Source organism: Pseudomaricurvus sp. ABR4_320, assembly GCF_056159445.1.
In genome coordinates this window covers 76,753-98,481 of the sequence record NZ_JBSWVF010000007.1, presented here as the reverse complement: position 1 = coordinate 98,481, position 21,729 = coordinate 76,753, and the positions used below count along the sequence as shown (strand labels likewise).

Here is a 21,729-nt window from a genome sequence, read left to right as displayed (position 1 = left end):
CTATATTATACGCGCCTACTTCAGCAGGCCTCGCCTCTTAAGTAATTCCGCCTTAGCTCAGTTGGTAGAGCAAATGACTGTTAATCATTGGGTCGCTGGTTCGAGCCCAGCAGGCGGAGCCAATTTCAAAGGGTCGCAATTGCGGCCCTTTTTTTATACCCAATACTTTTAATTTTCCGGCTCATTCTCCATTTTTGGTCTAAGATAATATCTATCGGCGATAATTCGTCGTACGTATTTCACTGGGTTACCGAACTATCTGGAGCATTTTGCATCTCAGATAGATATTAAGACCATTTATAGGGATTCACGCGACGACCCTGGATCGATAGCTACACCGATAGTCGTAGATTCAAGAAGTTTGCTGCCGAAACAGTTACTCGAACATGGTAACTGGGAGTATGATGAATCCTGTTTTGCACAGCTACTAAGTAACGGACACTTATGCTACGACAACTGCTGGATGCTTCCCGCCCCGTCAAACGCTTCATTTCAGTTGTTTACGACATTAGCGCCCTCAGCTTTTCGCTATACATGGCTTGGACGCTAAAACTGGGGTCAATGAACATCTCCCCTACGGCGGTAGATTATCTCTGCCTGAGCATTACCATCGTTGTCTCCATCTTGGCCTTTGTTCGCCTAGGTCTGTACCGGGCAATTCTCCGCTACATGGCACCAGACGCCGTCCTCAGCATCATTCTAGGCATATTGATTTCCAGCCTAACCCTTGCTGCGAGCAGCTTCTTCTTCCAGGCATCGATTCCGAGATCCGTTCCTGTCACCTATATGATAACGGCAGTGCTGTTGGTCGGGCTCCCTCGCCTGATGGTTCGCAATGTCGTGCAAATGTTCTTCCCCATCGGCGACACAAAAGTCCTAATCTACGGCGCGGGAAGTGCTGGCAGGCTACTGGCAGATTCACTCAGACAAAGCAAAGAGTACCAACCGGTTGCATTTCTGGATGACGACCTGAAACTACACAACACGCGCATAAAAGGACTTCCGGTTTTCCTCGGCAATAAAGTTGAATCCTTACTGAAAGAAACGGAAGCCACCCACATATTCCTGGCACTCGGCGCAGCATCCCGCACAACTCGCCTGCGTATCGTGCGAGAGCTCGAGCGCTACCCAGTACAAATTCAGACGATTCCACCACTCGAAGACCTAACCAAAGGCCGCGCAGGAATCGACGAAATTCGAGACATTCAAATTGAAGATCTTCTGGGTAGGGATCCCGTTCAGCCCGACCCGCTACTTATGAGCACCAGTATCGTCAACAAAGTTGTTATGGTTACGGGTGCTGGAGGATCGATCGGATCAGAACTTTGCAAACAAATCCTCGGACAAAAACCGAAAGTTCTTATCCTTTTTGAACTAAACGAATACAACCTCTACCAGATCGAAAATGAACTGCGCTCTGGTGAAAGCGGCCAGATTGGTAACACCGATATCATCGCCCTACTCGGCTCAGTGCAGGATCAGCAGCGCCTGTCGATGGTAATGAAAAACTTTAAGGTCGATACGGTATACCATGCCGCAGCCTATAAGCATGTTACCCTCGTTGAAAACAATATTATCGAAGGCATACAGAACAACGTTTTCGGTACATTAAATTGTGCAAAAGCCGCAGTGCTCACCGGTGTAGATACCTTTGTATTTATCTCAACAGACAAAGCAGTACGCTCAACTAACATCATGGGCGCGACTAAGCGACTGTCTGAACTGGTCGTCAAGACAGTTAGCAAGCAAGAGAACTCAAACACAAAATTCTGCATGGTTCGCTTTGGCAACGTACTAGGCTCCTCTGGCTCCGTCGTTCCAAAATTCAAACAGCAGATCAAAGAAGGCCGCGCCGTAACCGTCACCCACCCGGAAATCACCCGCTACTTCATGACCATTCCTGAAGCCGCCCAACTTGTCATACAAGCTGGCGCCCTTGCGAAAGGTGGCGAGACTTACGTATTAGAAATGGGTGAACCCGTTAAAATTGCAGACCTTGCTCGAGAAATGATCATTCTTTCTGGATTGTCTGTGAAAGACAAAAACAACCCCAAAGGGGATATTCCGATTGAATATATTGGCTTGAGAGCTGGCGAAAAATTGTTTGAGGAGTTGCTAATATCAGAAAATGTTGTGGGCACTCGACACGCGAGAATTACCGAAGCGATTGAAGCCGATGTCCCTATGACGGTAGTGAATAAATTAATCGAAGATATTGATAATGCATGTAAAGATTTCGACTACGAATCTCTTTTCAGCTTAATCACTTCCGCTCCAACGGTTTACTCGGGAAGCAAAGCTATCAATGATTCACTTTTTAATCGCCGCCAATCACAAGCGAGCAGGGAGCTTTCTCTAGTAAAGACCTAGATTCTACTTAAAATATTTTCCAACCGTGTTTATTAAAAAATTTAAACGCAGAGGCAATAAAAAACAGGTGATGCCTGTAGTTCTTTCGACCGACATCCCCACCTGCATGTTCAATTTCAGCAAACGGCTCGTAAACTATTTTTCCGTATTCTCTCAGCCTTAAACATAGATCAAAGTCTTCAAAATACATGAAGAAATTAGCATCAAACCCATCAATTTTAGTCAAAGCCTCTGTACGCAGAAACATGAAACAGCCGCCAGCTAATAGAATTTGAGAATTTGATGAGCCACCAAGATCTTTCCGAGCATAATTTTCGAGCTTCCGACGAAATAAACGATTAATTGTGGGATTACCCAAATAACGCAAAAACAACACTAAACAATTAGGGTAATCTTTTACAACATGGCTCGGTGATGCCAGCGGGTCTAGTATCTTAGGGGTAATCATTACTATAGAATCATCAAAAGCCATTTTTTTAACACAAACATCTAGGACATCCGGTTTTAGAATGACATCTGGATTTAGAATTAGGTGGTAGTTTGAGTCTAACTTCGAAAGAATCTTATTGTTTCCTTGCCCATACCCAACATTGTTTTGGCTATAAAGTACTTCAAGTATAAAGCCATCACAACTTGTATATTTTTTCACCAAGGCCTTTAGATTTCTTTGGTATTCAACATCACAGCTATTGTCGATTATGATGAGGTGCAAACAAAAGGCCTTAGATACAATGTTCGAACACAGGGAATCTAACAAGCCCCTCAATGTTTCAATCTCCGTAAAATAAACAACGACAGAAATAGAAACCTTAATATTACTATTATCTTTTGACACGGCGCTGATGAGTAAAAAGTAAATTTAAAGAGAAGTCTAACGATACAGCTTGCTTATCAAAACCGAGAAAAATCTACTAGTTTATTGAGGCTTTCCTCGAAATGAAGAGATAGTATACACAATGCGTAAAACAGGCCAAACTTTTACAATACAGCTTCGTCACCTATTTAAAAGCCGGCCTCGGTGTCTTATTCAATCTATAATTTTTTAGCTATATGTCTTTAGTATTTTCCAAATTTATAGAACCATCACTGTATTACCTTAAACTAGTCTATTGCATCTATAAATTGTCACCAAAAAGAATGCTTGCGCTCGTTGCCGCAAGCATCGCAGTAGATATATCGCAGGTTGCTATTACGCTTCTTCCGCTGCAAATGATTATGTTTATAGGCGGAGGAAAATCACCCCACTTTCTACCATCTGCAATCAGCCACCTTAGCCCAAATAAAGTTGTATTAATTTTTATAGCTCTGTATTTCTTTTTCCTCGCAACAAAGATTCTGATGAATCGCTTTATGGAAAAATACTTAGAGCGCGGTGCAATTCATGCGATTGAAAAAAATGAAAAGGTAGCGCTTTTTCAAGATCAAGAGAAACTAGCAGAAAAGGCCTATCAATCTGTCATTAAATCCTTCGCAACTATGGCCTTTATTTTCCTAGCAATTACGCTGGTTTTCCTTCTGCTTCCAGTAGCTGCGTTTATATATACCTTTATTTTTTCTGCTATGTTTTCAGGATACATCTGTATTGACAAAAGCACGGAAACAAAAACTCGGCAAGAGCTTAGCGTACCACTTTCTATCTCTTCAACTACTGCGCTAATTTCAGCCATTATATTTATTGGCGTGCAATTCCTTTTTCTTGTACCCCCTGTATTTTTTCAAGCACTAGCTAGCTTGATTCTTCTTAGATTAATATCAAATAAAACAAATGGCTTCTTTCTTTCCGCTCACAATACAATCATACAAAAAAATAAGTTTTCGGCTTTATTCTTTAAAGAGAACCCTTGGACGGAGTCTATATCAAATACACCTCGTAGCGTATGGGACATCTACTTTAGTAAGGAATTAGAGCAAACGTTACTTCTCAAACTCAAGGAAAAACATAGACTTGATGATGCAACTTTAAATATTAAGTGGGAACAATTTCCCCAAGGGCATTTTCTTTACTTTCAAGTCGAACTAATCAGCACCCTACCAACCTGTAAAAAGTTATTTATTGCAAAAGTTTACAACAAAGCGAAAGACATCCGAGCTATTAACGAAGCAGAGTTTCTCAAGCGCAAGAATAGTAAAAAACTTGCCCCCGAGATGGATATTTTTTTTGTTTCAGAATTCAGATGCCATATCTTTGATATCAGCGAGTCAGAAGAATACAAAGGGTCAACACTAGATCTGAAAACAACTATGCTAATTGACCAATCGTCATTCAGTGTCGACAAAAAACTCGTTGAAAAATTTGTAAAATCTAAAGCCACGTTAGAAAGAAGAATAGAAGAAATCCCATATGAGTTACTGAGCAATATTGCGGCCGCTAATATTCATCTACCTTCTTTAAATACCTTTAATAAATCGAGCTTTATTGACACGACTAGGAAGGCATTACGAAAGCTGCCTTTAGTTCTAAACAGTCCAATGCCTCCCCCTAAACTAACAACAATATCAAAGGATGAAACTCCGTTGAGCATGCAATGGGGAGACTGGAATATTGATACTCTTGGACGCTATTGGCCTGACAACATAAATGAGATACAACGCATAGTCGAATTAGCTAGATTAAGATCATCATTTTTTAAAGACATTGAAACTGAAGATCTTCTATTTGCTTCACAGTGTTTTCAATTAGAAGAGCTCGTCAAAAAAAGAAGATACGAAGACGCTGTATCTACACTCCATAGCTTAGTTAAAGCTATTGAAGCTTAGGAAACGGCCACCTTCAAAAGAAATACTCTTCGCTAGTTGTACTATTACTTTACTTTCTATGAAGATTTCACAAAGCAATATCATCGGAAATGGTGAAAGAATGCATAAAACTTGGCTAAGTAAACATCTTTTTCGCAAAAGAATATTTGAAGAAACTCAGAAGCCAAACGCCGAATTCTCGAATGACGGCAAGACGCTTTATGCAAATATCACTTTCCCCTCAAAAGAAACTTCAAGAAACCGGAAATTATGTAAACTTTTTTTCGAAGAGAGGTTTCGGAGTTTTCCCAAACAATTGGAATCACCCGAGATATTAACAACCTACCTAAGAAATTCTGCAGAGATTAATGAAAAAATTCTTGAAAATACGCTTTTTTCTCTCGCTCACTCTCTTACTAAAGTGGGGAATATCCACATGGTCAGACAGCTTGTCGAGGTAGCGAAAGAATATTATCCAAAAGCCTCCGGGCCGCAGCTCCAGCTTATACTAGCCTTATTGAGACAAGGTGAGGTTACTCGCTCTAGAGATGAGCTTTTGAAATTGCTACCCTTAAAGAATAAGTGGGTAGCAAGAGAATCTATAGCTTTAGCGATGGCTATGACCCACTGGGAATTCATCAATGCTGCAATTCCTCAGTGTGACCAAATTCGACACAATGGTTTACTGGATAAGAACCTAGAACGTATGCGAGCACTAGCTCGATGCCCCTCTTATAAGGGTGACAATAGCGATATACCAGTCCTGTGCATAAATCTGGATAGAGATAAGCATAGATACTTAGCTGTTGAGAGTTTATATACTGAAAAACAATGTAAAATAAAAAGATATCCGGGCATATATGGAGCGTCCGTGCCTAGCTTGGCTAAAGGCGCAATCTTTAACATAGATCCACCTCCCAACGTTATAGGATGTTGCATGTCCCATTTAAGCGTTTGGGAATCAATCGCCAATGGAAAAGACACCAAAGCAATTATTATTGAAGATGATGGCTTGCCATGCTTTGACTTTCAGCTGGAAACACTGACTTCAAAGTTAGATAAAGATTTTGATATATGCTTTATAAACGATCGTGCATATGAATCTTGGACCTTACACCCAGAAAATCTAGAATGCGTACCCATAATGGCATCACACAAATTACTTGTCGGAGACGAAAGAGCCATCGGGGCAGATGGCTATATCCTTTCAAAACAAGGGGCAGAAAAACTCCTGGAGTTAATATCAGCGACTAAAATTTCAGGGAATCTAGATTGGATGTTATACGCTCTTGGGCTGGGTCCACAGTATTTATATTCTGATACCCACGTCGACAAGTTACTAAAAAAAATACATAGTAGAATGAATAAAAGCATTAAATTTAATGCTTACGTTAGCTCGGTCCCTTTTGTAGCGCACTATCCTCTCGGATTTACTGCACGGCATCATTTTTCTTAAGCTATAAGGTGGTTTTACAATGAAGATTCTAATACTCGGCGGGGATGGATTTTGCGGATGGCCGACATCTCTCCATCTTTCAAATATTGGACATGAAGTCATTATCATTGATAATCTCTCGCGAAGAAACATAGATAATGAGATTGAATGCTCGTCTTTGACACCTATCTCACCTATTAAAACTAGAATAAAAGCATGGAAGGATATATCCGGCAAACATATAGATTATATAAATATTGATATTGCAAAAAATTACGACCACCTACTCAAAATTCTAAACGACGAAAGACCTGATGCGGTAATACATTTCGCAGAGCAGAGAGCCGCACCTTACTCAATGAAAAGCTCAGCCCACAAGCGCTACACCGTTGATAATAATGTCGGCGCAACAAATAACCTACTAGCAGCTGTCGTTGAATCAGGCTTGGATATACATATAGTCCATCTTGGTACCATGGGAGTGTATGGCTACGGCTCTGCCGGGATGCAGATTCCAGAAGGCTACTTAACTGTAAAAGTTGAGTCTGACGAAGGGAACATGATCGAAAGTGAGATTTTGTATCCTGTAAATCCCGGTAGCATTTATCATATGACTAAAACTCAGGATCAGCTTTTATTTGCTTTCTACAATAAGAATGATGGGATTAGAGTAACGGATCTACATCAAGGAATTGTGTGGGGAACTCAAACTGAAGAAACTAAAAAAGACATAAAACTAATAAATCGATTCGACTATGACGGAGATTACGGAACGGTATTAAATCGCTTCCTTATGCAGGCCGCCATAAATTATCCATTAACTATTCATGGTACTGGCGGCCAAACAAGAGCGTTTATCCATATTCAAGACACTGTTCGTTGTATAGAAATTGCTCTCGATAATGCCCCGAGTAAAGGTGAACGGGTCAAGATATACAATCAAATGACAGAAACTCATCGAGTTAGAGATCTGGCAAATATGATTGCCGAAATGACTAACACGGATACTTGTTATCTGCCCAACCCCCGAAATGAAGCTAGCGAAAATGAACTACACGTAAGAAACGATAAATTTTTATCACACGGACTAGAGCCAATCACCCTTCAAAAGGGACTGTTGGAGGAAGTTACAGAGATCGCAAAGCGCTTTTCAGACAGATGTGATAAAAGCAAGATACCCTGTGTCTCTGCTTGGAATAGAGAAAGACAGGAGTCAATAAAATTGGTTGAATAGATCAATAACTATTTAAATGTAGTAGCTCAGACTTGATCTGACAGTTACCCGTTTTAATACGGTGCCTGTTAGCTTAGATCTGAGCTAAATTTTTCTCAGCCCAAATCGTTTTTCCATCAAGCAGTGTTTCCATTGGAGTTCTGCCACAACACATTTTGCCCTGATGGGTGCGCTCATTGTTATAGTATTCTATCCAGTCGTCCAGATCTTTTTGTAGTTCTTCCAGTGAGTTGTACAGCCTCTTACGAAACGCCACCTGATAAAACTCATTCAGAATCGTTTTATGGAAGCGTTCGCAGATGCCGTTCGTCTGTGGCGACATAGCTTTGGTTTTGGTGTGATCAATATCGTTGATGGCTAAATAGAGCTGATAATCATGTTGATCAACGCGGCCACAGTATTCAGTTCCTCGGTCAGTCAGTATCCGCAGCATAGGAAGCTCCTGGGCCTCAAAGAATGGCAATACTTTGTCATTGAGAGTGTCAGCAGCAGTAATAGGTGTCTTTGTTGTATAGAGCTTACAGAACGCCACTTTGCTATAGGTATCGACGAATGTCTGCTGGTAAATTCTGCCTACACCTTTAAGGTTGCCGACGTAAAATGTGTCCTGAGAGCCCAGATAGCCTGGGTGTGCAGTTTCAATCTCGCCGCAGGCCTCATCGTCATTCTTCTTTTTCTCTAGCGCGGCTACCTGTGCGTCGCTCAGGATAATGCCGTCCTTAGCTACTTTTTCTTCCAAAGCCGCCAGCCGTTTTTTGAAGTTCTCAAGATTGTGCCTAACCCAGATGGAGCGAACACCGCTGCCAGAAACGAAGATGCCGATTTTACGCAATTCATTGCTGGTGCGGTGCTGTCCGTGAGCAGGCTGTTCTAATGCGTATTCAACAACGGCGCGCTCTATCGCCTCATCGACCCGGTTCTTTGGATTGGGTGTTCGGCGGCTTTTGTTTATCAGGTTGTCGATACCGCCATCTTCAACCAGCTCTTGATACCGATAGAAGGTGTCGCGCGATACGCCCATAACCTTACAGGCTTTGGACACATTGCCCAGCTCTTCAGCTAAATTCAACAAACCGGCTTTGTGTTTGATGATGGGATTGTTAGTATGAATCATGAGAGTTACCTTTTGTTTTGAGTTAAAGATTCGACACCTTTATCAAAACGGGTAACTCTCTCTTTTTCAAGATGATGTGTCAGATCTGGTCTGAACTTCTACAATTTAAAAGAATCTATAAGGCAGAAAGATTTTTTATTAGTAAGGTCTCGTAAAAAGATAAAGCTGGAAGTTTTATTTCGTGCTCTGGATATTGATCGAAATCGTAATCAAATAGTTTAGCTCGACCGAACCACTTCTTTGCTACTCTATTATTTGATTCAACAAATTGCCCATAAAAATCTTCAGCACTATGGCGTGATGGATAATATTTAAAATCATTCCTAGAGACCTTAAATAATAGCAATATTAGGTCTCTTATTTTTCTTCTCTTAAAACTTAGCCGAGCAGTACAGTTGCGGTTAAACTCAAGGAGTGCTGACATCTGTTTCGCTGATAAGCTACTGTTTAAAGATTTACTTCGGACTGATCCATCGATATTTATATCAGCTACACTTGCAAAGTCATCGATCAAGTTTCCCCTTAGCATCTCTTTTTTAGAAAAAAGCCGAGGCTGAATCGAGGAATCACCAAACACTTTTGACCAACGTTCCAGCCCCCCCTCATAATTGTATAAATTGTTGCTTATATCCGAATTTTTTTCTCCAAAAACTTTGCCGGGGATCCTCCCCGCTTTCAAAGCCGTACTGAATCTACTAGTAGCAACTAAATCTTGCCGACGTAAGTACACAATGATTTGAATATCGGAAAAATAGTTTTCCAGAAAACTTTTTAGAGCAAATATGTTTTCTTCTTCCCATAGCTGAGATTGAAAATGTTCAGAAGAAATTATGACTGACTTTAGTCTATAATCCTGAGATCTAAGCTCTTTTAAAAAATGCTCTTTTTTAGTTTTTTCCCATATTTTGTATTGATTTTTATCATATATTTTTCGCTCTGCAAAATATTGATGTTCAGGTTTATATCCTGAAAACGAGAAAACAAACGACTGATGATTTTCAAACCCTACTGACTTAGGATATAGGCACCCTTGGTCTAATAACAGCTTTCGATTGGATCGTAAAAATCTTTGAATAGTAGTAGAGCCAGTTTTTTCTGTTCCGATATGAATAATACACTTCATGAGATTAATGCTTTAAAAAAAGCAACTGTAATACTAAAAACAGTTTTAGAGGTGAGATCAGGTGACGTATTTTTTATTGCGAATAAAATACTTAATGATAGTACTTGTACTGATTTAGAAATACACCATTAAAATATTTAAAGTCAGCAATATTTCTTACGGCCAAAAATAATAATACCAATAGCTATGTAAACCAAACAGATCTAAAGCATAGCATGTGTTCAGATCACGAATAATAGCAGGCGACTTTTAACAGGCTCACTAAACGTTGCCACATTGAATTTTAATCTAGAATTTACAAGAGTGTTTTTGCTCTCTGTTAAATCCTTGGACATTTACTACACTCTCATATTCCCTATTCTATAAACTCTGTCGGCAGATTATTGATTCTAAGACATTGAGTTTAACAGCGCGTCTAATTGCTTAGGCGGAATTTTCAGATCTCTTAGCCGAGGGTTGAAACTAAGATTCTTCAGCTCAAATTCTTTATCAACAGCCTGTTCTACTAGTAGAGTAATTGGCTCCAGCCCCATAGTTAAAGCTAAGCCCTGCATTTCCGATGGCCACTTATAATCAAATATTATTACTTTAGTTCCCTCTCTACAATAAATTAGGTTTGCTAATCCCGCTCCGTGTAAACCTAGAACCAATTTTGAACAACTCATAAGCTCCGCTTGCTCAAATGCTGAACATCCGTCGAAGTCAACTACTTGAATATCATTTGCCTCCAATATTGGTATTACATTTTTTTTGTTCGATAATCGCCTCCTGGGGTGTGGGAACTTTCTATCTATAAATATGCTATTTGTTGGAACCTCACCGCTCAAATTGAATACGGAATGCAATGTTTCACGAATATACCACAGCGTATCGATATAAAAATGTGTGTTTTTTGGCATCGAAGGATAATAAAGCTCCCTATATACAGTCCATTTATCTTTTAGAGCAGACTTAAATGTTAAATCTGGAAAACACCTTTTTAACACTTCTAACTGGGCGGGAAAAGGATCACCATGAATTATAACGTGATCAACTTTATCAAGGACTGTTGGCGAATATTGCTTAACAATAAAAAGCCTAACTAAAAAGTTTATTGTAAAATGCCAATGGTTATTTTGACCGCCAATAACTAGCGCTGTTTTATCGTAGTACTTAATGCATTTATTTTCAATCTCGTAAATATGGTCTTTCGAGACTAACCTCTTGTCTGGCTTAGAAAAAAACTTATTTTGCTGGTCATATACGTAATGATTAGTTTTTAAATCTATTAAATGAAACTGATTATTTACCCCTCCGTTTTCTACTAAAGCTATAAAATAATTACTTGTAACATTCTTCTTTATACCCCATTCGTAAGTTGATAACGATTTTTGAAAATAGATTTTATCAATAAATCTAGAAAGGTAATCATCAAAGGGTATAGGTATAAGATCCATGTTTAAGCTCAGAAAAGTTCTTTCGAAAATGAATAAATCGATCCAGAAAACTAATTGATTTAAAAACTAAATTGATCGTAGCCTTTACGATAAACTTCTATATAGACTCACATATCGATAGCCAACAATATCTGGCAATGCTGTATCAGTTGAAAACAGATCAAAACCAAAAATTTTGACTAAATAATTTAAAGAAATTACATCTATATTTTCGTCACTGCCCGCTAAATCTTTTAAAAACCAAATTAATTCATAATTTTTCTTTCGAGAATTGTATTCAGATCTCGTGAAAGCAATAAGGCAGCATTCTCCGAGATATGATTAGTATCTAGCAAAAGATTATAGCCTTCGAGTATGCGGCTACAAGACGATGGATCTGGACATAACGTCTGATTCCCATCCATTATATCGAAGTATACGTATTCTTGAGCAAATTTTTCTAAACGGCTATAAAATGACTCATCAAAACGTTCTCTCATCCATCTCTGATCTAAAATAGCCGAACAATCCTTCTCTAGTGGCTTTGATAACTGAAACCATTGTTTAGCACATCTATCAGAGCTAAATATTCCGAGTTTAGAATTACTTTCAATTAAGGGCATCAAGAATATTATACGCACATTGTTTTTAGTTGCTTGCTTTATCATATAATCAAGCTCAGAGAAGAATCTATTGAGGTTATATTTTTCCCCATTACTAGTATGCCATCGCTCGCCTTTTCCATCTAAAAAAGGTTGCTTATAAATTCCTTTATACCTAGATGCTAATACTATAACTTTAAGATTTTTATCATCGAATATTTTGTCAATATCTCTTTTTATCTTTTCAGTATTCTGAATGTAACCATAAGGGAGTAGAGAGTTTACATTTTTTGGGTATTGTTTATGTGTTTTGACAACAAATCCACACTTTTTGGCTAAGACATCAACCGCCGGTCTGAACATGAGTGAATGAGAATTACCTAGAATTCTTACGACATTATTATTTTGTAAATCAAAATCGCAGGAAAGTTCTTTTTGAATATTACTAATTTTTAAATTTTTAACTTCAGCGTCGCCGGAGTACATATAATTATCATTCTTGACAGATGATATTAAAAATATTGCCACTAAAATCGAGGAGCAAAAGTAAAAAACAACACCGCGAGAATTAAAATGAGAATATCTCACAGGAACTTCCAGATATTTATATGACAAATGCGCAACTGTGAGAGTTATAATAACAACAAAAAGCTGCTGATAAACAGATTCCGGTAAAATAATGCGAGCTATAACTATAAATGGCCAGTGCCACATGTAAATGGAAAACGATCTTTTTCCAATCCATCCCAAAATATCAGATTTAAAAAAGTAATTTATTTTTCTTTCAATACTTAATACACCCAACAAAATAAAAGTAAAAACAACAGAAAAAAATATTGTAAGCTGCGCCGATAAAATAGACTGAATGGACAAACATAAAATAGCTAGAACAAGAATTGATATAACATAGTTTGTATTTTTTGCTTTCGCTAAGAAATTAATTTTTAATAAATATAGTAGGCAGCCTGCTGATATTTCCCAAAATCGATAAGCTGTATTGAAATACACACTGGGGTCATCATTTAGGTCGTTAAATAGGTATAGAGCCAGCGAAACAATAAAAGCAGCTAGAATTATAGCTATACCAGATAACTGGTTTTTTAACGCAATCAGTAAAAGAAATGGATATATTAAGTAGAATTGTTCTTCTATGCCTAAAGACCAAGTATGCATGAATATATTTTGAGAAACATCCGTTCCCCAATAATCCAATTCATTAAAATACAGTGGAATATTACCTAACCCCAGTAATGCGTACTTACCTACCTCCAGATCAAATGAAACATTATCTCTCAAGAAAGAAAGAATAATTGTAGATAAAACAAATACACACAGGACTAAAGGGAATATTCTTTTTATTCTTTGAGAATAAAATTGCTTTAACACTTCTATGAAACATTTATTTTTTGAATACTTATTAAGTAAACTTTGTGTGATTACGTATCCACTTATTACAAAAAAAACATCCACTCCTATATAGCCGCCGGGAAGCCAAGATGGAAAAAGGTGATGTAAAAAAACCAATCCCACTGCCAGTGCCCGAACCGAGTCAATATATGGGTTATAAGCTTTTGCAAAATTTACATATTGGAAATTCATTTACACTTCTCAGAAAATAATATTTGTGCCGCTAACATCTTCATCACTAATATTTGGAAATGACTCATATCCAACACGAAAATGTAATTCTGTTTTAAACACTCACTGTGCTTTCGTTGACCGATCTTATTTTAGATTTATAGTCAACGATATTTTACTATTAGGCTCTTATTTTATTTTTTGAGCACTAAAACTATAATCATAAAGGTCTAAATACAATAAAATCTATTTATTACCTCGAACCTATTCCAGCGAAACATTATCTCTTAGCGCTTTCTATAGCTCTTCGACCTTTTATAAAAAGTCAAGAAAAATAAACATACAGGCTATCGTGACTTAACCAAAGAACATCTTTAATTGATATTTAACAGACTCAGGCCCACCTAATCAAATAACTGCTCTCTATTAGATATAGCAATCTTTAACACTACATATTCTCTGATCAACCATCCGCCGAACAAGCAAATCAGTTAACCGATCGCTCAAAGCAAATCCGCGAATTTAATGGGCCGTCCTCTGCAATAAATCGTAAAAGTTATTAATACTCATGCAATAAACCAAATAACAGGTAATTTCCGATAGGCATCGTTTCTAATTAGTCAATATTTCAACTTTAAAAATTGCCAATATACACAAGTTGCAGAGCTCAAAGTTATGGAGATCGCGCTAAAAACCTCATGGTTTAAAATAGAGCTGAAGGACCTTTGACAACGTCCTGTCTTCGCGGTAAATCCTTCAACGGGCTAATGGCTCACATTAAGATGAGTAAATTTTGATATCATGCTAGAAATTTATTTATAAAGGAACCAACAAATAATCTGATTTAAATTTTCTTTGTACCAGAACTTCATCTATTTTATACCCGGCCTCCGGCAGCCATTTTTCAAGCGCACCTTTGTATCTTACTGAAACCTCTATCCAAATAATTGGCTTGTTAGATTGAATCGTGTCCTTGAGCCCTTTTAAAACTTCAATTTCCATCCCTTCAACGTCTATTTTTATAAATCCGATGTCCTTAAAGCTCGAAAATAGATCATCTCCTTTTTTTACGAGAATCTCTCCGAATTCACTAAGCTTCAATTTAGTAGCCCCTAGATTCTTTTCAGGGGTTTCAGCAGAATAATTTCCTGATCTATTTCCCAGACCTATTCCTATGTAGCTATTATCTATATTATCTAGATTATTCATTTGTAGATTAATATTTAAGAGCTCTATGGCGGCCGGATTGGGCTCTATCGGTATAACCTTATTAAATTTTCCGGATTTCGAAAAATATATAGAATGATTACCAATATTCGCACCTATATCTAAACATACTCCCTTGATGTCTTTTTCGCCGATTAGTTTCAGTAAATCTTGCTCAAATAATCTCCCCTCCAGAATTTGAGACTGAATTACATCATTTGCATTATTAATGAAAAATAAAAACTCCATACCTAGCGCGCTAAATTTAGAGAAAGTTCCATGTAGCACCATCATTAAATATCCTTTGATTTACATACGTTGGCGTACGTTCTTGATTTCAAAATCAATTGCAGAAACTATTTACAATCTACGTCTCCATTAAGCACTTTAATTTTAAGAAATCTGATACCTATACATAATTAATACAGTAAATATAAGCATATTTTTCCTAAACTATACTTAGTCAATCAATTTAAGAATACTGAATTAATAATGACCTTGGATTCAACCGGTCACTGCAACAGTTGATTCAGCATATCAGCTGGCGTTTGAAAATCGAGTGTTTTCCTTGGCCTTGTGTTCAGTTTGTGCGCCACCTTGTTTAAGTCCTTCTGAGAGAAACCGGTAAGGGTGCTGCGCTTGCCGCAGCAGGCCATTCGTGTTTTCGTTAGTGCCGCGCTGCCAAGGGCTCTGCGGGTCACAGAAATAAACGTCGATGTCGGTAGCAATGGAAAAGTTTGCGTGAGATGCCATCTCGGTTCCTCGATCCCAAGTTAGGCTTTGCTGTAACAAAGCCGGCAGTTTTTTCATTTGCCTAGAAAGTGCCAACACTACGTCGTCGGTTTTTTTGGACTTTATTTTAATCAAGACTGTGTACCGAGTTTGTCGCTCGACTAGTGTCGCGATTTGACTGTTGTTCGAACCCAGTATCAAGTCACCTTCCCAGTGTCCGGGAACAGCGCGGTCTTCAATTTCTGAAGGGCGTTCACTAATAGATACTCCATCAACGATTTGGCCTCGAGTCCCTGGAGAATGCGGCTTCGCATGCCTGAACTTTCGTTTGGTATGCAAATGCGAGCGTAATTCCTTGCGAAATATGCCCCGCGTCTGAATAAAGAGGCTCTTGTAGATTGTTTCGTGTGAGACACGCAAGCTCTTGTCATCGGGATAAGTACGCTCTAGCCACCCAGATATTTGTTCAGGCGACCAATCCAGCAACAGCTTACCTCGAACTATGCGATACGGTCGCCGGTTTTGGATTAGCAGGCATACTTTGCGGCGCCTAGCGCGTTTATTCGCATTTGACTGAGCTTCTGTCGCGCGATATCGATTGACACCACCATTGCGACTCAATTCGCGACTTATCGTCGAGGGGCTTCGAGAAAGTTGTTTTGCAATTGCTCTCAAGCTGAGACCAGCGGCCACGCCTCTGGATATTTCCTCTCGCTCTTCTAGCCTGAGGGCCGAAGATCGTTGTGTTTTGGGTCGAGGCCTAATCCCACCGTGATAGCGCAAATAAGAAAATACCGTCGCGGGAGGCTTACACACTGAACGTGCAATCACGCTCATAGGCTGGCCTTGCTGCCATTGATCCCAGATAGCAGCCTTCTTCACGTCATTCATCCTATCAAACTCCTGCATTTAGCACCTCTTTACTCATTGTAGTATTGGGTGTTGCAGTGACCGATTGAATCCAAGACAAACAAAATTAAATTTGATGAAAATGTCGTATCCGGAGAGAATGAAATACCTCATAAATAATGTCATTTAATATAAAATAGCCTTTAGGTAAAAATAATATGTTTTCAGGCGATATTTCTTTACAGCTTAGCTAATTACATTTAGATATCGTTTCAAACACGCGACGTTTTATAACAGTTTATTTACAGGACTTGTCTCTACATTGTTTCCATCCCACGAATATCCGTACAATCTCAAAACCTCGTGTGTCAAGCCATAAATCTCCGACAGAACCTCAGGGTCTATGGATTTATATTTCTCGTTTGACTCACAAGATATTGGCTTCGACAAATCAATACCTCCATGTCCCTTCTCTCCTGTACGATAATTCTCGTGTGACGTTAGAACCCCTTCATCCCAGTCTAGCCCGAGCGTGGAAATAATTTTTCGAAGCCAATGTTCTGGCTCTTTCACAAAGTCTTCGTAACGGACAAATCCTAATCCTGAGTTGTAATCATTCAACATTTTTCTAGAATATAAAGATAAAAACCCTACTCTCGTTGGGTCATTTCTCATCGATTTAACCAAAAGTTGGTCAATGGTTTTAGCCCATCGAACCTGCTGTAGTTTCTGACGTTCAGCCTGGTCCGGTGGCGGCGATACTCGATAAGCGCTAGCAACTACCGAGAATGGATTTCTTATTAAGATAAATCCATTCCTAGGATATTTATGACACCATACTGCGTTCTTCAATAAGAGTATCGAGCCTGGCTTTAATGCTCTGTGCTGAAGTAACTTATGATTCGAAGAAATTTCTAATTCTTCAGAATTCATAAGATATTTAAACAACTCTAAATCGTTTGGATCATCTGCTGATAGAATCTGATGAACGACTTCAATCTTAGGATGTGCGCTTAAACACCTTTGCAACAAAGTTTCTCCGGATCTGGAGAAACTAGCCATATGGAATATTTTGTGAGTGGACATTATACGTAATCCATAAAATAACAGGGACAATCACTAAAAATCATGGACAGTGAAAGGGGAGAATACTGACTTGCAAGATATATATTATTTATTTTCACGAAAATAAGATGAAAAGAAAATTATATTGGCTAAAAGTTAGAAATAACAAATATAGGAGCCTCTGAACGACCTCTCCTAAATTCTATCTCAATTATATTGTACCCTTTATCAACAACTCTAAAGAGCTCTAACCAGCGCCAAGGAGAAAACACTGAAAGATGTGAATGGCCATCCGGATATCCCGCGATTAAATGAAGCCCATAAGGAGATATCTGATGTAGCTTATTTATTAATCTAGGTACATCTCTCGGAGGAAAATGTTCGATAACATCTGCTGAAACTGTTACTTCTGCCTCTGTATTATTTGGTACGTCAAAAAACGATGCATTAAAAAATTCTACGTTTGGCAAAGACGAATACGGATTTGGATTCCAATCACACGAATAAACAACATCAAAAATATCAGCCATTTTTTTTGTTGCCTTTCCATTACCCGAACCTAATTCAAATATGCTTTTAAAACCTTTAGCTTGAAGTAATTTAATATATTTATCCGAAAACCAATTATTTTTCTGATAGGCAGGGGTATCGTGCATACTAAGATAATATTCAGAACTGAATACTCTATTTTCATCTACATCATCAGGATGATATTCTCTATTGATGATTGAGAGTAATTCGGAATATTTTTTTTGTAGGACTAAATCAAAACAAGCTTCCGTTGAGGAGCTTTCTTTGGAACTGTTCTCGCTTTGCTCTTTCAAATCAAATTCCTCATTTAATATGTTTTTAGCCTTATCGAATACGATAAAAGTGCTTTCGAACAATGGTTAACCGCAACCTATATTAACGGCCTACTAACAACGATTAAGAGCCTTATTCTTTTCACGCTTAAATTTTTAGCTAAGCCAACAATTAAAAGCTATAAAAAATATCAGCGCCCCAATAATTTCTGAAAGCATTTCTAAGTCTATTGGGTTGGTTCTCAGATATACTAAGCCTCGGTATTTTTTTACGTTTTAGTTTTAAATTCTCAAAAAGAGATTCCCAAAACATAGGCAAGTAAATGTTCGGTTTAATCGTAAGGTACGCCCCTTTGTCACAATCCATTTCACTGAACATATATGGGTATCGTAATAAATGAACCCCCCTTTTTCCGAAATAACTCGCCTCTATCGACGTACTGGACGTCAAGCTATAAACATGACTAACCGAGTCTTGATTTATGAGATGATAAAAATTTTCGTTCGTGATTTCTGTATTAGGAAACAATCGAGTTAATCCAATTATTATCTTATTTTCTTTTGCATAAGGATGCGGCTTAACCAAAATTCTCTCGTGGCTCTGCGCCATTTGTATAAATTTCTCGAATACATCTTCAAACTGAACTAGCTTTCCATTTTTTATTAGAACTTTATCATCAGTAGTCTGACCGGCAAAAACGGCAACCTGGCGAGAACCGCGCAAAGTAGTGATCGCAGGAAGCCTCGACAAATTCGCACGGGCTAAAGCGGCATAAATTGAAATTTCATCATCAGTAATAACATTTGATGCTAAACTCGAAAAACTTCCAGAGATATTACTTCTCACCCCAAAAATCAGATCGTCTGCAAATCGCACTGGGTGTACAGTAAAATCTACATAGGGGATGTTAAGATATTCTAATCCCTTCCTCACCAGTTCAGACATTTCAAAAGAAATTACCAACGTATTACGAAAAGTCTCATAAATTTCCGCTAGCGATCTGTCGCAAGGATTTTTATTATACAACTCTACCCACGCCTCAAAAGAAGGATCTCTTTGAAAAGCTCTGAATATTCTCGTTCCAATACAATTCTGATTACCGGTGTGCAACAGCATCTGCACAGGATACTTGGTGACCATTCTTAAAGCAGGATTTATAAGCTGATAGAGCCATTTAATGTTCGCATTTTGAGAGCATACACCATCTCCCGATTGCCTTAACCGTAAAAAATCACCCGTTATTACAATCTTTTTGATATTTTCGTTCATAAACTGTTTACACCGACATTTCGATAAGTGGCGAATAGCAGTTTTTAGAAGAAAATAATGTACTAGACGCGTTGTAGGCTTTTTTAGCAGACGTTCTTCGAGAATCAGCATCACTCGCTAATGAGTTAATCGAATGCGCCATCTCAAATCTACAGTTCGAAACTAATATCCCCAACTCATCGGGATTGGGAATACCTTCTACTCCCTCTAAAGTTGAAACTATAGGCTTTCCATAAGCCATGGCTTCTACTGTCTTTATCTTAAGGCCTCCGCCAAAGAGAATAGGGTTCACGATAATATCGCTATTTAAATATGCTTCATCTAGTGAACTACAGTAACCAATTAAATTTACCCTTTGACCTATGTTTAAACCGATTAAGTCCCGTACCACATTTCCGTAAATATCCAATGTAATATTTCGATTAACTAGCGGAAAAACGTTTTTAATAAACCATTGGATAGACTCTGCATTAACTGCATTCTGGCCGCCCACGAATCCTACAGAGATACCTCCGTGGGAATCTTCTTTATTCTCTTTAAATCTAAATGGTTTTAAAGGTATTGCTACAGGACAGCATACGATTACTTTATTTGGAAGTAGCTGCTTTAGATATTCCGCTTCTTGATACTGAATAGCGAGAATAATGTCAAACTCACTTAGCACTGCCAATTCTTCTCTCAATGAGATTTTGAATTTGATATCGACGTCGCTTTTAACAAACTTATAATTTCTAACCGACATTACATCGTGTGTGTCAATTATACTAATAGGATCGTAGGGTGTGTAAGCCTTCAAATAGGACGTCCATAAGTACTCATACAGTATGATATCGTACTCATTTGTCTTTTTAAGAAAGTTATAATACTGAGCAGCCCATTTTTCTTGGAATAAATACTCCAGACAGGAGAACCCATTTTTCTTTATTTTTGTAATCGAATGGCTATATTTTATTTTATCAACAGAATAAGAATTACAACTAAATATTTTTATACCACAAACATTCGCAGCTATTTCTTGATTATCAGTTGACGAAATCTCGCCTAAATAAAATACCTCTAACTCGAAATATTCATTCATACTATTACAAATAGATAATATTCTTGTGTGGCTCCCTAGTCCTGGATTCCAAAACCGGACGTCAGTCACTAATAAAAGCCGCCTTTTTCTTTTTTTAAATAATGAGTTCAAGAAAGCCCCTTTTATGTCCGGTCATATTTAGCATATTTATAGGCAAATAGTCGTATTTACCTAACTGTTTTAAAATGCCTCTAACAAGATAGATTCGTAGAATCATCTACTACATTCTATAGCTTTCTTAAACTAATGGACTTCAGACAAATAGAAAGCAATCTCTTATCAGCCCCGCCCAAACTGAAGGGAGACTTAACATTAGTAAATTTGAAATCGAAAATCCAGAAAGGTAACTTATGTTCCTTAGATACTTCGCAGTTAGCATGCAGCTTTATAGCCGAACCCATACCTTTTTTCACAAAATTTAGGGGGTTGTTATTAAGATGAATAGAGGTCTTATCGATTGTGTCCTTTTCTATCTGACCTGTGACTTCGAATATTATTTCATATTTTCCACAACCTAATGCCGGAACCATTAAGCTACTTTCGTTATCTGGTCCAGCCCACCTGCCATGCGGTTCCGCAGAATACCAATTTCTACCGGTAATTTCGCTGCGAATATCAAACGAAATTCCATCCTGTAGATTATTTCTAGATAGGATATTCTGTGATATATCTTCGATTTCTTCAAAATTTTGGGGACTCTCATAACGGCATCTTTCCAGCCACGCCGCTTTGAGTAGGTGATTCTCTACTTTTAATTCAGATAGTATGTCTACTATTGCCTCAATAGAAGGCTCCTTAACACTCGAGGCATATACTTTTTCTTTAACTTGTATTCTTGCCTGGTTTAAGAGGTGATCACTTATAATCTTTGATCTTTCTGAATTAATATCTAACTCAAGAAATGCCTCTACAGAACAGAAAAATCCTTCTTTATCAATTTTTTTTACCATAACAATTCAATCACTGAAATTTAAAGTGTATGTAGATATCTGATACATCAACCGTTAAAAGTTATTAATACCATTTGGGTAGCGAAGCCTTTAGGGAAAGTACTTCCTCTGGGACACAAACCTTTCAAGTTTTACACCGTGACCAAATCCTTCCTAATAGGAAAACATC

General features: G+C 38.1%; 15 protein-coding genes, 1 tRNA gene and 1 pseudogene. 5 read left to right on the top strand and 12 right to left on the bottom strand.

What is annotated here, in order from left to right:
• Nucleotides 1-46: 46 nt before the first annotated feature.
• Together ACXAFR_RS15630 and ACXAFR_RS15625 are read left to right on the top strand one after the other, a co-directional pair.
• Nucleotides 47-122, top strand: a tRNA-Asn gene (locus ACXAFR_RS15630).
• A gap of 322 nt (nt 123-444) precedes the next feature.
• Entirely contained in the window at nt 445-2,370 is a 1,926-nt protein-coding gene (locus ACXAFR_RS15625; protein WP_475178543.1) for a polysaccharide biosynthesis protein, read from the top strand.
• A 7-nt stretch (nt 2,371-2,377) separates the two neighbouring features.
• Here ACXAFR_RS15625 and ACXAFR_RS15620 read toward each other — a convergent pair whose 3' ends face one another.
• Nucleotides 2,378-3,205 (bottom strand): glycosyltransferase, encoded by an 828-nt coding sequence (locus ACXAFR_RS15620; RefSeq protein ID WP_475178541.1) that lies wholly within the window; start codon nt 3,203-3,205, stop codon nt 2,378-2,380.
• Between the two features lie 302 nt (nt 3,206-3,507).
• Here ACXAFR_RS15620 and ACXAFR_RS15615 point away from each other — a divergent pair, with 302 nt between their 5' ends.
• The 3 genes from ACXAFR_RS15615 to ACXAFR_RS15605 all read left to right on the top strand — a co-directional run bounded on the left by ACXAFR_RS15615 (nt 3,508) and on the right by ACXAFR_RS15605 (nt 7,775).
• The gene (locus ACXAFR_RS15615) at nt 3,508-5,127 is read left to right on the top strand and encodes a hypothetical protein (protein ID WP_475178540.1); all 1,620 of its coding nucleotides are present in this window, start codon (nt 3,508-3,510) and stop codon (nt 5,125-5,127) included.
• 100 nt (nt 5,128-5,227) lie between these two features.
• Nucleotides 5,228-6,562 carry a glycosyltransferase family 25 protein gene (locus ACXAFR_RS15610; protein WP_475178539.1) on the top strand — a complete coding sequence of 445 codons (1,335 nt, stop codon included), beginning with the start codon at nt 5,228-5,230 and terminating at the stop codon, nt 6,560-6,562.
• Nucleotides 6,563-6,581: 19 nt separating this feature from the next.
• Nucleotides 6,582-7,775: an NAD-dependent epimerase/dehydratase family protein gene (locus ACXAFR_RS15605; RefSeq protein WP_475178538.1), complete on the top strand. Its 1,194-nt coding sequence runs from the start codon at nt 6,582-6,584 to the stop codon at nt 7,773-7,775.
• A gap of 73 nt (nt 7,776-7,848) precedes the next feature.
• On the opposite strand, the gene ACXAFR_RS15600 is transcribed toward ACXAFR_RS15605, so the two are convergent.
• The 11 genes and pseudogenes from ACXAFR_RS15600 to ACXAFR_RS15550 all read right to left on the bottom strand — a co-directional run bounded on the left by ACXAFR_RS15600 (nt 7,849) and on the right by ACXAFR_RS15550 (nt 21,560).
• Complete coding sequence (locus tag ACXAFR_RS15600; protein ID WP_475178536.1) at nt 7,849-8,889, bottom strand: IS481 family transposase; 1,041 nt, start codon at nt 8,887-8,889, stop codon at nt 7,849-7,851.
• A 115-nt stretch (nt 8,890-9,004) separates the two neighbouring features.
• Nucleotides 9,005-10,012 (bottom strand): hypothetical protein, encoded by a 1,008-nt coding sequence (locus tag ACXAFR_RS15595; RefSeq protein WP_475178534.1) that lies wholly within the window; start codon nt 10,010-10,012, stop codon nt 9,005-9,007.
• 389 nt (nt 10,013-10,401) lie between these two features.
• Complete coding sequence (locus tag ACXAFR_RS15590) at nt 10,402-11,448, bottom strand: glycosyltransferase family 61 protein (protein ID WP_475178533.1); 1,047 nt, start codon at nt 11,446-11,448, stop codon at nt 10,402-10,404.
• 245 nt (nt 11,449-11,693) lie between these two features.
• Nucleotides 11,694-13,628, bottom strand: coding sequence for an acyltransferase family protein (locus ACXAFR_RS15585; protein ID WP_475178532.1), 1,935 nt, complete (start codon nt 13,626-13,628; stop codon nt 11,694-11,696).
• Between the two features lie 795 nt (nt 13,629-14,423).
• A complete protein-coding gene (locus ACXAFR_RS15580) occupies nt 14,424-15,107 on the bottom strand; it encodes an FkbM family methyltransferase (protein ID WP_475178530.1) in 684 nt (227 codons plus the stop codon).
• Between the two features lie 218 nt (nt 15,108-15,325).
• Nucleotides 15,326-16,454, bottom strand: a pseudogene (locus ACXAFR_RS15575) (IS30 family transposase).
• A 228-nt stretch (nt 16,455-16,682) separates the two neighbouring features.
• Nucleotides 16,683-17,480 (bottom strand): sulfotransferase family protein, encoded by a 798-nt coding sequence (locus tag ACXAFR_RS15570; RefSeq protein ID WP_475178529.1) that lies wholly within the window; start codon nt 17,478-17,480, stop codon nt 16,683-16,685.
• 128 nt (nt 17,481-17,608) lie between these two features.
• Nucleotides 17,609-18,283 (bottom strand): class I SAM-dependent methyltransferase, encoded by a 675-nt coding sequence (locus tag ACXAFR_RS15565; RefSeq protein ID WP_475178527.1) that lies wholly within the window; start codon nt 18,281-18,283, stop codon nt 17,609-17,611.
• Between the two features lie 151 nt (nt 18,284-18,434).
• On the bottom strand, nt 18,435-19,532 hold the full coding sequence (locus ACXAFR_RS15560; protein WP_475178526.1) for a hypothetical protein: 1,098 nt from the start codon (nt 19,530-19,532) through the stop codon (nt 18,435-18,437).
• Nucleotides 19,533-19,539: 7 nt separating this feature from the next.
• On the bottom strand, nt 19,540-20,610 hold the full coding sequence (locus tag ACXAFR_RS15555) for a glycosyltransferase family 4 protein (RefSeq protein ID WP_475178525.1): 1,071 nt from the start codon (nt 20,608-20,610) through the stop codon (nt 19,540-19,542).
• 227 nt (nt 20,611-20,837) lie between these two features.
• The gene (locus ACXAFR_RS15550) at nt 20,838-21,560 is read right to left on the bottom strand and encodes a hypothetical protein (RefSeq protein WP_475178523.1); all 723 of its coding nucleotides are present in this window, start codon (nt 21,558-21,560) and stop codon (nt 20,838-20,840) included.
• Nucleotides 21,561-21,729: the final 169 nt, after the last annotated feature.